This window comes from Nocardia arseniciresistens (genome assembly GCF_046764875.1).
In the GTDB taxonomy this organism is placed as follows: domain Bacteria; phylum Actinomycetota; class Actinomycetes; order Mycobacteriales; family Mycobacteriaceae; genus Nocardia; species Nocardia arseniciresistens.
In genome coordinates this window covers 137,985-150,176 of record NZ_JBKORD010000009.1, presented here as the reverse complement: position 1 = coordinate 150,176, position 12,192 = coordinate 137,985, and the positions used below count along the sequence as shown (strand labels likewise).

The window sequence follows — 12,192 nt, the reverse complement described above, 5'->3', positions numbered from 1 at the left end:
AGTGTCCACTGAGGCAATCCGTCTGACCTGCCTTGCGCATCGGCTGCTGCCTGAGGACACAGACGCCGACATCGAGCCGTTCTTCGACTAGCGGCCCCGGGGCCACCCATGGCCCCGGGGCGAGTTCACTCAGTATCGGTCTACAGCGGGCGGAGTCAGGGTCGATCCCTCGAGTGGGCCGATCTGTGTCTCGAACGCCGTCTGCCAGGAACCGTCGGCGAACATCTCCTCGATCGCGTCGTTGATCTTGTTGCGGGTCTCCTGATCGCCCTTCTTCAGTCCGATGCCGTACTTCTCTTCGGTGAACGCCTCGCCGACCACCTTCATTTCGCCCGGCGCCTGCCCCGCGTAACCAGCGAGGATGATGTCGTCGGTGGTCACCGCGTCGACCGAACCGCTACGCAGCGCCTCGACGCACAGCGAGTAGGTGTCGAATTCCTGCAGCTGAACATCCTTGGCGTGATTGTCCTTGACGTTCTGCGATGGTGTGGAGCCCTTGACCGAGCAGAGCTTCTTATTGCCGTTGAGCGACTCGACCCCGACGATGTCGGTGTTGTCCGACCTCACCAACAGGGCCTGTCCTGCCACGTAGTAGGGCCCGGCGAAGTCGACGCTCTGCTTGCGCTTGTCGGTGATCGAGTAGGTCGCGACGATGAAGTCGACCTGACCGTTCTCGAGCAGCGTTTCGCGCTGCGTCGACACTGCCTCTTTGAACGTGATGGCTTCCGGCTTCACGCCCAGCTTGCCCGCAACGTACTTCGCGACCTCGACGTCGAATCCGCTGTAGGAGCCGTCCTTGTTGCGCAGGCCGAGACCCGGCTGGTCGAACTTGATGCCGATGGTCAGTTTGCCCTCCCGCACGTGATCAGCTGCGGACGCGGTGTCGCTGCCACCACCGCAGGCGGTAGCAGCGAGGGCCACGGCGACCGCCCCTATGCCGAAGCGGAGCACACGGTTGATCCTCATCGAATTCACTTCTCTCTCGTGGTGACCCGCCAGGCACGGTCGGACGCTTGGACGTTGGTGGCACGCATCTTTCCGACAGAATCCCAGGCCCGTATCGAATGCCTTCCCTCCAGTGGGAATTGATTGGTCGCTGCAGGTCGGGCCACACCGATGTGTCAGCCTCGCCTGGTAGACAGTGTTCGCCGTCGAAGACTGAACCAGGGAGGTGGGCGAGATGCCCCGCGAGTTGGCAGAGCTTTCTTATGCGAGCTATTTGAAGCCGCTGGAAGGTGGGCTCGAGCAGGAGGGCGACTACGACTGCGTACAGGTGAGCGGCGCGGACATCGATGATGTCGAAGCGGGCCACGCCCGGTTCTCCGAGACGGTTTTCACCTCGATGTCGATCACTCGCGGCAGCATGCGGTATTCGCGGTTCTCGGACGTGTGGATGCGCCATGTGCGCTGGGTCGGTACCGAATTGGCCGATACGTCATGGCAGGACGCGGAGCTGGTCGAGGGTGCCATGTCGGGGGTGGACGCGGGTGGGTCGAACTTGCGGCGCGTTCGGTTCGAGGGCTGCAAGTTCGACTCGGTGAACTTCCGTCGTGCGAAGTTCCGCGACGTGTCGTTTGTCGATTGCGTGTTGCGGCACACCGATTTCGGTGACGCGGAGCTGACCAATGTGACCTTCCCTGGAACCGTGGTGCAGGGATTGCTGTTGAACAGCGCGCGCCTGAAGAAGTTCGACCTGCGTGACGCGGTGAGTATCAGCATCGCTGACGGCCTCGACGCGTTGCGCGGTGCGACGATCAGCAGCCGTCAACTGCTGGACCTGGCCCCCGACTTCGCCCGCGCGATCGGCATCAACGTCGTCGACAGCTGACCTCGCGCCGCGTATCACCGCCGCGTCGACGGTGCGGGACGTTCGGTGGTTCCCGGCTTGACGGTCGGGTGTTTCGGCCGATAGGTACGGTGGACTGTGGAGAATGCTTGCGCCGCACTATGTCTCAGCGAGTAGAGGTATTCGCGGCGTCGCCACGGAATGCGGCGGTGTTGGCCGCGCACCACGCGGCGAAAGTCCGGGGCCTACGGCCGAGCATTCGCTCTACGGTGTCGGTGCGAAGCCCGACCGTATCGGCGCGCATGAGCGCAAACCCCTCGGCGACGGCGGCAGCAAGGGCTGGGGGGGCGCCGTTGGGAAAACGGGAGCGCACAGCTTCTTCGGGTGTGCGGATCGGACGGACTTCGATGGTGCGACCGAGCGCGGTTGCGAGCGTCCGCACCTGCTCGGTGACTGTGAGCGCCTCGGCGCCGGTGAGCACGTATTCGGTATTCTCATGGCTGTTTTCGGTCAGGATGCGCGCCGCGACGGCGGCGATATCGGCGGGGTCGATCGGCGCGTAGCGTCCGGGGCCGACGGGATCGAGGACGAATCCTTCGTCGCGAATGCTCGCCACCCATTCGAGTGCGTTCGTCATGAAGCCGCCCGGACGCAGGATCGTGGCGGAAATGCCGCTGGCGCGGACGATTTCCTCCCGCGCGTGGTGCCAACTGCCCATCGCGGGTATGGGATCCCCGAGCACATTGATGGAGGACAGGTGCACGACGCGGCGTACGCCTGCCTGTATCGCGGCCGCGACCGCGTGGGTGGTCTGCTCCGTACCGATGCCAGGAGTCAGCAGAAACAGGGTGTCGACACGATCGAAGGCGGTCGGCAAAGTGTCGGGCTTATCCAGATCGCCGACGACGCGGGCGATGCGATCGGGTAACCCGGCAGCACGCGCCGGGTCGCGGACCAGCATCCGGAATGCGGCACCACGCGCATCGAGTTCGCGGACCAGTTCCCGCCCCACATTTCCGGTGCCTCCGGTAATCAGTATCATCACTTCTCCCAGTTCATTAGCCGACTATCGACTGCCGGAGCAGAACGTTAGCCGGTTAATGATTAGCCGTCAATCGACCTGCCACTCGACCATGGAGACCGCAATGCCCGAGTTCTTGGACCTACACAGCAAGACAACGAAGGCTTTGCGCGCGGTGGCCGACGCCGGCATGCGACGGCACGGGCTGCACCTGGGACAGAACCACCTCCTTGCCGCGCTGTGGGAGCAGGACGGACAGACACCCGGTGAACTGGCCGCCGCGGCGAACGTCACGACACCCACCATCGTCAAGATGGCCACCAGGATGACCGACGCCGGTCTACTGATCCGTCAGCGCGACGACCGTGACAACCGCCTGGTCCGCCTCTGGCTCACCGCCGCGGGCCGTGATCTCCGCGAGCCGGTCGAGGCCGAGCGGCGATCGCTGGAGGAAGCGGTCACCGCTGATCTCACCGAAGCCGAACGTGCTCACCTACTGAGCGCGCTGGCGAAAATCCACCGCGCCGCAACGAATTTGCACGGTCCCGGGGTATGAGGGCCTACCGACGCGTCGGTGGCATGCGCACCGAGGTTCATCCCAGGACTGGGAATCGAGGGTCCGCGGTGTCGACCTGGCCGATGTTAGAACGGATCGGGTGCAAAGCTTTCGTACCGCAACCTGTGCTGGCTTCGGGCACCCCGAGTTCACTCTGGTTTTCAGAGAGGAACCACCAACACCCAACACGGTGGGCTGGATGCTGGACCATTTACAGGATGCCGTAGCCGATGGCACCCGTTTCGTACCCGGACAGACAATCGAAATCCGATGGCGAACGCTACGGATCATCGAACGTGATGATCGGACGCTCGGGGTCGAAGAGCGTGTCGCGGAGGATATTTGGGAAGAGCACGTCGACCAGGCGCTGGGCGATCTGTGGTATCAGGTCGAGGCCGCCGCGAAACTCGGCTTGCCAGAGGACCCGGACTCCGTCACCGAGGATCAGATCACAGCCGTCCAGACCTGTGCTTTCGAAGCCTCGACGTTGATTCTCAACCGTCTCGGTGCGGACTCGCCGCAATACGGTGGCTGGGCAGCCAATTGTGGAGACGATCACGAGCACGCGGACTGGTCGTTCATGGAGTTGTTTCAGCTATCGGCAAAGCTGCCGTTCGTCGCCCAATTTCTAGCTCTGCCACCGGGGACCGGGCTGGTCATCGAGCGTCACGCGGTTGGCCCGACCGGCGGTGTTGTGGCCGAGGTGGCGCACAACGACACACTGCTGACCCCGGACGATGGGCTGTATTTCGGTCCGGAACCCATAGCAGTCACCCCTATTCCCATGGCGCACTCTGCGATTGGCCAGATCGGTGAGGGTTTGTATTGTACGGGGATAGGCGATCAGCACGGGCATCCCGAGATCGTTGCTCGCCTCACCGAGCCTGCGATACCAGGGGCTGCCGGTCCATTGGTGCAGTGGATATTGGACGATCTGCAAGATTCGATCGCCGTGGGAACTCGGTTCGAACCCGGTCAGACGATCCGCGTCGGGTGGCGGACCCTGCGTGTTATCGAGCGGGCCGATGGGATGCTCGGCCTGCAAGAACGGGTCGACGCCGATACCTGGGACGAACATGTCGAACAGACCCTGCGTGACACGTGGTACCACAAAGAGGTCGCGGCAAGCCTCGGCCTGGCACGACGGCTGATGTTCCCGGCCGAAGAGCAGTATGTGGCCGTTGCCGAATGCGTAAACGAGACGATGCCCGCGCTGGTACTGAGCCGTGAGGAAACCGACGACCCGGACTTCTCCGGCTGGATGGTCAGCTGCCTGCAAGATCACGACCATGGAGCGTGGTCGGTGCGATCGGTCTGGGACCTTTCGGACTCGATGCCCTTCGCCACCCAGTTCCTCGCACTCCCGGTGACCACATCGGTTGCCATCGAGGCGCCCCACACAACCTCCACCGGCCGCATCCGCGTCCGCGTCCTACTCGACGGCCGCCATCTCATCCCGAAGCCCGGCTCCTACCTGTCCACACTCAACGACGATCATTGATCCGATTCGCACCCGGGTTGGGCGGCCCGATGCACGGTTGACGACCCGAGTCACCCGACTGTTGACCGTGATGCCCCGTGGGCCGAGCTCCTTGGCCAGCACGCGAACCAACTCTTCGCTTGCGGCTCTGCTCGCGACAAGACCAACGTCACCGGCATGGTGGATCGGCTGGAGCGCCGTGGATTCCTCGCGAGGGAGACCGATCCCGCAGACCGAGCGCACCGGCAGCATCGGAAACCGTTGCCGCCGTGGCCAGGTCGGTCCATTCGAGATCAATGAGTCTTCCGGCATGATGTCTCGGTGGACAAACTTCTGGTGCTGGTCAACGGATTGCCGGGCTCGGGCAAGTCAACGTTGGGCCGGTCATTGGCTCACACGCTGAGTGCTCAATTCCTGTCGAAGGACATCGTGAAAGAGGCCCTGGCCAGTTGCGTCGACAATGCGCTCGCGATCCCCGCAATCGGCGGGATCGCGATGGACGCGCTGTGGGCGCTGGCGCGGGCAACGCCGGAGACTGTTGTCATCGACTCGTGGTGGTTCAAACCACGCGACCTGCAATTCGCCGAGGCCGGTATCGAGCGAACCAGAGCCGACTGTGCTGTGGAAGTCTGGTGCGACATCCCGGCCGAGGTAGCGAAGGCCCGCTACGCGAGCAGGCGCCGTGCCGCGCTGCATCAGGACGAACGGCTCCTGGCCGACGACTGGGCGATATGGGCCGAGCGGGCAGAGCCACTCGGACTTTTGCCCACCGTCGTCGTCGACACGACCCAGCCGGTCGACTGCGCCGAGCTCGCGGAACGAATCAAGCTCGCCGCAGTTTCTTGACCATCTTGTCAGTACTCCTTGCGGTGCGGGACGAACTCCAGGGTCAGCAGTGCCGCAGCGGCGAAAAGGACCTCGCGCCAGCGGATGAGTACGAAGCGCTGGTCGGACATGGCGCGGAACTTGCGCAGGAATCGGTAGAGCGATTCCAGTCGGATCAGGGGATCACCAAGGTGCACAAGAACATAGATCAGCCTGGCGGTGCGGGAACGGTCCTTGTCGGCGAACAGTTCCGGGAAAGGAGCGAACGCCAAGGAGATGCGTTGGATGCCCTCTTCGCGCGCGTAGTCGATCAAATCGAGGATCATCCGTTCGTCGAGGCCGTTCGGAGCGTCCCTGCGCCGCCACGGAACATCGAGGCTCAGTTCGCGGCCTCGGTCTGACACGCCATAGCGCTGGAACCCGGCGACTCGCCCGTCGCTGTCGCGGGCGATCACGACGAGGATGCCGGGGTTTCGGCCGTCGAGCAGGTGATCGAGGATCATCGAGAAGCCGCGGGTTTGCCTGCCGTGATGCCAGTCGTCGACGATCGCGAGCAACTCGGCGCGCAGCGGCTCGCTCAGGGTGGCTTCGCTGAGCACCTGCGTGCTCACGCCGAAGTTGTGGGTGCGGCTGACGGCTTGGCGCAGATTGCGGTACTTGCGCCCGACCATCGCGAAACGGTCCACCTCGATCACCACATCGCGCCCGACCGGGATGGCACGCAGCCCGCGATGTTCGATCGCGCGATACCGCCACAGTGCCGCCAGTTCGGGACTCGCGCCGAGCACCGCGATCCGCCAACCGTTGTTGGCCGCGAATTCGGAGAACTCCGAGAGCAATTCGGCGAACGCGGCACGCTCGCCGATCGGATCGCCCGCTACCGCCGCGATACCGAATCGGGTGCGATAGGCGATCGCCGCGGACGAGTTCGCGTTGAAGAAGTAGCTTTTCGACGAATGTAGTGCGAATGCGGCGAGCGGATCGCGCTCGGTGCGCCCGACCAACTCGGCCACCCGATACAGCTGCTGTGGCTGCGGCCTGCTCGATTGCGGCAGCATCAGGATCAAGCCGGTCGAGGCGAGGAAGACGAATCCGAAGCCGGGATGGGAAGCGCGGTAGGCGGTATTGGCCGCGGCGAGCACGAACACCGCGATCGTGAGATGCGGCAAGGTGATCGGCCTGCGCAGGTGCAGACCGCGGACCACGAACAATCCGGCGATCGACGCGGCGATGAACCAGCCGCGGTTGACGCCGTCCTGCGCGGCCAACCCCGCCTCGTACACCAGCACCGCGCTCAGCAGCAGCAATGCGATGGTCAGAATGGGCCGGACCGCGGGCGTCGCGCTGAAGGTGGTCTGCCGGTACCCGGCAAGCGTGGTCAGGCTTCGCGCCGCCGTCTGCCGCTCCTCAGTCACGCCCGTACCCGATCAGGCCTAGTCGGGCCCGCGTCCGCGGCACGCTCACGAACAGGTTCCCCATATGGTCCTCCCTATGATCCCGTACCAACCCACACTATGCCGAACACGTGACAGGATCCCGAACATTCCTTCGCCACGGAAACGGTTTTTGTCGGTGCCGCGCGCGAAGCGTGTTCCGGGGCGGGTCAGCGCCATGATCCGCGCGGCCGGAGATAGCCCGTTCCTCGTGCGCGAACGGGACGCGGTCCTGGTCACCGCCCATCGAGCGATGGCTGCGGCAAATGCTGAATCACCGCTGTTGACCTCGTGTCCGAGACAGTGCGGGACGATCTATAGACAACACTGTTCACTTACGCCTATCGTCATGACCCATGACGAAGTTCGGCGGCAAGAGCTGCCTGATCACCGGGGCCGCAAGCGGCTTGGGTCGCAGCATCGCGCTGGCGGTCACGGCCAAGGGCGCCTCGGTCATTCTGACCGATATCGACGCCGAAGGACTCCGGCGGACCGCGGCCGAGGTGCAGGCCGAGGGCGGCACCGTGCACCTCGCGGCGCCTGCAGATGTGAGTGATTACGACGCCGTGGTCGCACTGGCGGCCGAGGCCCACGCACAGGTCGACAGCGTGGACATCGTGATGAATGTGGCGGGTATCGCCACCTGGGGCGCGGTGGACCGGCTCACCCACACGCAGTGGCGGCGGACCATCGACATCGACCTGATGGGCCCGATCCACGTGATCGAGGAGTTCGTGCCGCGCATGATCGAGGCGGGTAGCGGCGGTCACCTGCTGAATGTGTCCTCGGCCGCGGGATTGTTCGGCCTGCCATGGCACGCGCCGTACAGCGCGGGCAAATTCGGTCTGCGCGGTGTCTCGGAGGTACTGCGTTTCGATCTGCGCCGCCACGGCATCGGTGTCAGTCTGGCCGTTCCCGGCGCGATGGCGACACCGATGGTCGACAGCGTCGATATCGCAGGTGTCGATCGCGCCGACGCCACCATGCAGCGCGCCATCGGGCTGTTCATGCGCCACGCTGTCACTCCCGACGCCGCGGCGCGCTCCATCGTGCGCGGCGTGGAACGCAATCGGTATCTGGTCTACACCTCGGCCGATATCCGGGTCGGGCACTGGGCACAGCGATACTTCCCACCCTCCTACAACCTCGCCATGCGCGGCATGAACTGGGCGATGAATCGCTATCTCGACCAGGAAGTCGAGGTCGGCACACGCTGATCGATGCCAACTGAGCTATCAGGTGGTGCGCGAGCGCGACAGCGCTGACCAGTTGATCTTGCGTGCCGGGACCGCCGTAGCGTGGCCGGTATGAGTGAGCGACTAATTGTCATCGGCGGCGACGCGGCGGGCATGTCGGCGGCGTCGCAGGCACGCAGGCTCAAAGGTGCCGACGAACTGGAGATCGTCGTCTTCGAGCGTGGGCACTTCACCTCCTTCTCCGCGTGTGGAATCCCGTACTGGGTGTCGGGGGATGTGTCCGAGCGCGACGATCTGATCGCCCGTACCCCCGAGGAACATCGGTCCCGGGCTATCGATCTGCGGATGCGGACCGAGGTCGTGGAGATCGACGTCGCGGGCGGCCGGGTGCGCGCCCGCGACTTGGAGTCCGGCGCCGAATCATGGACGGACTACGACAAACTCGTGATCGCCACCGGCGCGCGGCCGATCCGGCCACCGCTGCCGGGGATCGACGCACCCGGTGTGCACGGTGTGCAGACCCTGGACGACGGCCAGGCGCTGATCGAAACCCTCGGCCGGACCGAAGGCAAGCGGGCCGTCGTGATCGGTGCGGGCTACATCGGTGTGGAGATGGCGGAGGCCCTGATCAAGCGCGACTATGCCGTCACGATGGTCAATCGCGGCGACGAACCGATGTCCACCCTCGACCCGGATATGGGCGCGCTAGTGCGTACCGCGATGTGTGGCATGGGCGTCGAGATCGTCAGCGGGGCCGAGGTGACCGAGATCCGTACCGGCCCCGACGGGCGGGTGAATGCGGTGGTCACCGTGGACGCCGAGTATCCCGCCGATGTGGTGGTGCTCGGCATCGGCGTGCACCCGGAGACCACCCTCGCCGCGACCGCGGGTCTGCCGTTGGGCAAGCACGGCGGCCTGCTCACCGATCTGGCGATGCGGGTGCGCGGCCAGGACAACATCTGGGCGGGCGGTGACTGTGTGGAGGTACTCGACCTCGTATCCGGTGTGGAACGCCACATCGCACTCGGCACGCACGCCAACAAACACGGCCAGATCATCGGCTCGGGCATCGGCGGCGGATACGCGACGTTCCCGGGCGTCGTCGGCACCGCGGTGAGCAAGGTGTGTGATCTGGAGGTCGCCCGAACCGGGTTGCGCGAGAAGGAAGCTCGCGCGGCAGGCTTGCAGTACGTGACGGTGATTATCGAGTCGACCAGCCGTTCGGGCTACTACCCCGGCGCCGCGAAGATGACGGTGAAGATGTTGGCCGAGCGTCGCACCGGACGCCTGCTCGGGGTGCAGATCGTCGGCGGGGAAGGGGCGGGCAAACGGGTGGATATCGCGGCGGTCGCGCTCACCGCGCGCATGACGGTCGAGCAGATGACGGCACTGGATCTCGGCTACGCGCCGCCCTTCTCGCCGGTATGGGACCCCGTGCTGGTGGCCGCGCGCAAGGCGGTCACGGCCGTCCAACAGCGGGGTTAGGCGTACCTCCGCCTTCGCTCCGGCCGTGCGCGAGTGCGTACCTCGGCTTTCGCTGCGGCCGTGCGCGAGTGCGTACCTCGGCTTTCGCTGCGGCCGTGCGCGAGTGCGTACCTCGGCTTTCGCTGCGGCCGTGCGCGAGTGCGTACCTCGGCTTTCGCTCCGGCCGTGCGCGAGTGCGTACCTCGGCCTTCGCTCCGGCCTTGCGTTAGTGCGTACCAGCGCCTTCGCTCCGGCCGGTCGAAGGAAACGGTGCGTCGCTCGGAGCTGACGGGCTGGGCCGAATACGGTTACTGCGCTTCGCATTCTCGCTTTTTCTGGCGGTATTTATCGTCGCTGGAGGTGTTCCGCATCCGGCGCGACTGCGCGTGATCTCGCGCCGGGCACGAACAACTCGAGGGCATCGGGCATCGAGATATCGGGCTGGACGGCGGCCCCGCACAACGCAGCGACTTCGCCTGCGCGCCACCGGCCGATCCCGGCCATGACATGTTGGCGGCGGGCCCGGTTGAGCATGTCGAGAGCGGACTCGGTCAGCTCGGTGATGCCCTTGTCGTTCGGGACGGGGGCCGGGACGGCCGCTCCGGCCTCGTCGCGCTGTCGGCTGGGCTTGTAGAGATACTTCTTCGCAACCATCAAGTGGGCCGCCGACAATCGCGCGTTCAGCTCTAGCAGCAGGTAGCACTCGCCGAGTGATGGATGCCGACCTAGCGTCGCCGCCACCTCGGGGTCGGGCAGGGCGTTCAGGTCTGCCGTGCAGAGTCCGGCCTCGTCCAGCAAGACCCTGGGCAGCGAACGTCGTGCCGCGGCCTCGGTGACTACCTGCCGCTCGCTCGCCAGCAACCCGGCGTGTATCCGCTCGACGTGGCGCGTGTAGCCGGGCATCTGGATGCCGGTCATCAGGTCGCGCAGGATGAACTGAACGTCCTGTGGGCCGCTCGGCGGGACATCACCCTGGTCCCAGTGCACCGCATACTGGCGAAAGACATCCACGAAGTGAGCCACTGACAGAGATCCGCGGTCGTCGCCTCGATGGAAGTCCAGTAATAGCCGCCGAACACCTGCCAGCATCAGCCGTGCCGTGGCGAATCGCTCGGCGAGCTCACCGTGGCCCATGGTGGATGTCCCACCGGTCCATATCGGTTGCAGGGCCACATTGGCGGCCAGTTCGAGTGTCTCACAGCGCTTGAACAGCTCGATGATCAGCGTTTCGCCGATCTCTGCGGTGTAGGTGCGAATATGGCCGTCATCGAACACGCTGGGTTCTGTGCAGATGCGGCTGCCGCCCGAATATGCGCTCATCTCCGGCGCGTTCCAACGGATCAGGGACGCATAGGCATCCCGATTCGGGTGGCCGGTACCCGAACCGGTGACGAGGGCATTGAAGTAGGCCCGGAACGGTGTCCCGTTTGCGCCGACTCGGAGTCCTCGTAGGCTGTGGCCCGGATCGTGCCGTGCCAGGTCCAAATCCTGCTGCTGGCAGTAGCAGGCGACCGAGGATCCGATAATGCCCAACTCGACGATCAGTCGTCGGGCGGCGCCGACGTCGATGTCGGCCGCCGACGGCAAGTGGGCAAGTGCCTGGTTAGCAAGGCCGGTGAAGGCGAACGCGTCCAATGAGCCCGCGATGACACGAGAGCCGAGAGTGGGAAGCACGTCGAGTACCCAGGCCGAGAACTCACCGTCTGGCTTCAGTGCAGAATGTTCGTAAACCGCTTGTGCCACGGTGGTATTCCTGTCGCCTAAATAACGACCTTGTCGCTGTCGTGGCTTGCGGTAAGTCAACGCGCCGATACCGAGGCAAGATCCTGATCTTCGTCGGCTCATCCTGCCCTTACCAGAACAAACCACCCTCCCCGTTTGCGGGAAGTCGTCCAGGGTCACCAAATTCGGCGGTGGTCGGAATCAATCATCTAGAGCGCGTACGGCGTACGGTTGCGCCCATCAGGCGTCAGGCGGTTTGGCGATAGACCACGGCGACCGGGATGACGCGGTCGGTGTTGGCTTGGTACTCGGCGAAACCGGGCAGGATCTCGACCATCCGCGCGTAGAGCGCGTCGCGTTCGGCTCCGGTGACGAACTCTGCCTTGGCCTGGTACTTCTCGGTGCCGATCTCCACGGTGAGCGCCGGGTTCGCGCGCAAGTTGTGGTACCAGGCGGGGTTCTTGTCCGAGCCGCCGTTGGAGGCGATGATCACGATCCGTTCGCCGTCGGGCAAATAGACGAGCGGGTTGAGGATCTGTCGTCCCGATTTTGCGCCGGTGGTGGTGATGAGCACCATGTGCGCCTGCTCGAACATGCCACCGACCTTGCCATCGTTCGCTCGGAATTCGTCGACGATCTGCGCATTGAAGTCGTTCATGTTGTCCCGTCTGTTCGGTTGCTTTCTTGCGCCAACACTGGAGCGGGTTCG

Annotated in this window: 12 protein-coding genes and 1 pseudogene; 8 read left to right on the top strand and 5 right to left on the bottom strand. The window is 64.7% G+C overall.

What is annotated here, in order from left to right:
• Positions 1-129: 129 nt before the first annotated feature.
• On the bottom strand, positions 130-966 hold the full coding sequence (locus ACLMAJ_RS18280) for a glutamate ABC transporter substrate-binding protein (RefSeq protein ID WP_412014928.1): 837 nt from the start codon (positions 964-966) through the stop codon (positions 130-132).
• Between the two features lie 214 nt (positions 967-1,180).
• On the opposite strand from ACLMAJ_RS18280, the gene ACLMAJ_RS18275 reads away from it, so the two are divergent.
• The gene (locus ACLMAJ_RS18275; RefSeq protein WP_412014927.1) at positions 1,181-1,828 is read left to right on the top strand and encodes a pentapeptide repeat-containing protein; all 648 of its coding nucleotides are present in this window, start codon (positions 1,181-1,183) and stop codon (positions 1,826-1,828) included.
• Positions 1,829-1,952: 124 nt separating this feature from the next.
• On the opposite strand, the gene ACLMAJ_RS18270 is transcribed toward ACLMAJ_RS18275, so the two are convergent.
• Complete coding sequence (locus ACLMAJ_RS18270; protein WP_412015065.1) at positions 1,953-2,828, bottom strand: NAD(P)H-binding protein; 876 nt, start codon at positions 2,826-2,828, stop codon at positions 1,953-1,955.
• Positions 2,829-2,931: 103 nt separating this feature from the next.
• Here ACLMAJ_RS18270 and ACLMAJ_RS18265 point away from each other — a divergent pair, with 103 nt between their 5' ends.
• From ACLMAJ_RS18265 to ACLMAJ_RS18250, 4 genes are all read left to right on the top strand, one after another.
• Positions 2,932-3,363, top strand: coding sequence for a MarR family winged helix-turn-helix transcriptional regulator (locus tag ACLMAJ_RS18265; RefSeq protein WP_412014926.1), 432 nt, complete (start codon positions 2,932-2,934; stop codon positions 3,361-3,363).
• 199 nt (positions 3,364-3,562) lie between these two features.
• Positions 3,563-4,864 (top strand): hypothetical protein, encoded by a 1,302-nt coding sequence (locus tag ACLMAJ_RS18260; protein WP_412014925.1) that lies wholly within the window; start codon positions 3,563-3,565, stop codon positions 4,862-4,864.
• Between the two features lie 156 nt (positions 4,865-5,020).
• On the top strand, positions 5,021-5,143 hold the full coding sequence (locus ACLMAJ_RS18255) for a hypothetical protein (protein ID WP_412014924.1): 123 nt from the start codon (positions 5,021-5,023) through the stop codon (positions 5,141-5,143).
• Between the two features lie 21 nt (positions 5,144-5,164).
• Entirely contained in the window at positions 5,165-5,689 is a 525-nt protein-coding gene (locus tag ACLMAJ_RS18250) for a P-loop nucleotide/nucleoside kinase family protein (RefSeq protein ID WP_412014923.1), read from the top strand.
• 8 nt (positions 5,690-5,697) lie between these two features.
• Here ACLMAJ_RS18250 and ACLMAJ_RS18245 read toward each other — a convergent pair whose 3' ends face one another.
• Positions 5,698-7,083 (bottom strand): bifunctional lysylphosphatidylglycerol flippase/synthetase MprF, encoded by a 1,386-nt coding sequence (locus ACLMAJ_RS18245; RefSeq protein WP_412014922.1) that lies wholly within the window; start codon positions 7,081-7,083, stop codon positions 5,698-5,700.
• Positions 7,084-7,457: 374 nt separating this feature from the next.
• On the opposite strand from ACLMAJ_RS18245, the gene ACLMAJ_RS18240 reads away from it, so the two are divergent.
• From ACLMAJ_RS18240 to ACLMAJ_RS38035, 3 genes and pseudogenes are all read left to right on the top strand, one after another.
• Entirely contained in the window at positions 7,458-8,318 is an 861-nt protein-coding gene (locus ACLMAJ_RS18240; protein WP_412014921.1) for an SDR family oxidoreductase, read from the top strand.
• A 90-nt stretch (positions 8,319-8,408) separates the two neighbouring features.
• Positions 8,409-9,782: an FAD-dependent oxidoreductase gene (locus ACLMAJ_RS18235; RefSeq protein ID WP_412014920.1), complete on the top strand. Its 1,374-nt coding sequence runs from the start codon at positions 8,409-8,411 to the stop codon at positions 9,780-9,782.
• A 231-nt stretch (positions 9,783-10,013) separates the two neighbouring features.
• Positions 10,014-10,106, top strand: a pseudogene (locus tag ACLMAJ_RS38035) (IS982 family transposase); the annotation flags it as partial.
• Here ACLMAJ_RS38035 and ACLMAJ_RS18230 read toward each other — a convergent pair.
• Positions 10,107-11,504 (bottom strand): hypothetical protein, encoded by a 1,398-nt coding sequence (locus ACLMAJ_RS18230; RefSeq protein WP_412014919.1) that lies wholly within the window; start codon positions 11,502-11,504, stop codon positions 10,107-10,109.
• Positions 11,505-11,730: 226 nt separating this feature from the next.
• A complete protein-coding gene (locus tag ACLMAJ_RS18225; RefSeq protein ID WP_412014918.1) occupies positions 11,731-12,141 on the bottom strand; it encodes a nitroreductase family deazaflavin-dependent oxidoreductase in 411 nt (136 codons plus the stop codon).
• Positions 12,142-12,192 lie beyond the last annotated feature (51 nt).

Bases quoted from the DNA above. Each gene is read 5' to 3' on its own strand.
- ACLMAJ_RS18280 (WP_412014928.1), bottom strand. From the start codon at position 966: ATGAGGATCAACCGTGTGCTCCGCTTCGGCATAGGGGCGGTCGCCGTG.
- ACLMAJ_RS18275 (WP_412014927.1), top strand. From the start codon at position 1,181: ATGCCCCGCGAGTTGGCAGAGCTTTCTTATGCGAGCTATTTGAAGCCG.
- ACLMAJ_RS18270 (WP_412015065.1), bottom strand. From the start codon at position 2,828: ATGATACTGATTACCGGAGGCACCGGAAATGTGGGGCGGGAACTGGTC.
- ACLMAJ_RS18265 (WP_412014926.1), top strand. From the start codon at position 2,932: ATGCCCGAGTTCTTGGACCTACACAGCAAGACAACGAAGGCTTTGCGC.
- ACLMAJ_RS18260 (WP_412014925.1), top strand. From the start codon at position 3,563: ATGCTGGACCATTTACAGGATGCCGTAGCCGATGGCACCCGTTTCGTA.
- ACLMAJ_RS18255 (WP_412014924.1), top strand. From the start codon at position 5,021: ATGGTGGATCGGCTGGAGCGCCGTGGATTCCTCGCGAGGGAGACCGAT.
- ACLMAJ_RS18240 (WP_412014921.1), top strand. From the start codon at position 7,458: ATGACGAAGTTCGGCGGCAAGAGCTGCCTGATCACCGGGGCCGCAAGC.
- ACLMAJ_RS18235 (WP_412014920.1), top strand. From the start codon at position 8,409: ATGAGTGAGCGACTAATTGTCATCGGCGGCGACGCGGCGGGCATGTCG.
- ACLMAJ_RS18225 (WP_412014918.1), bottom strand. From the start codon at position 12,141: ATGAACGACTTCAATGCGCAGATCGTCGACGAATTCCGAGCGAACGAT.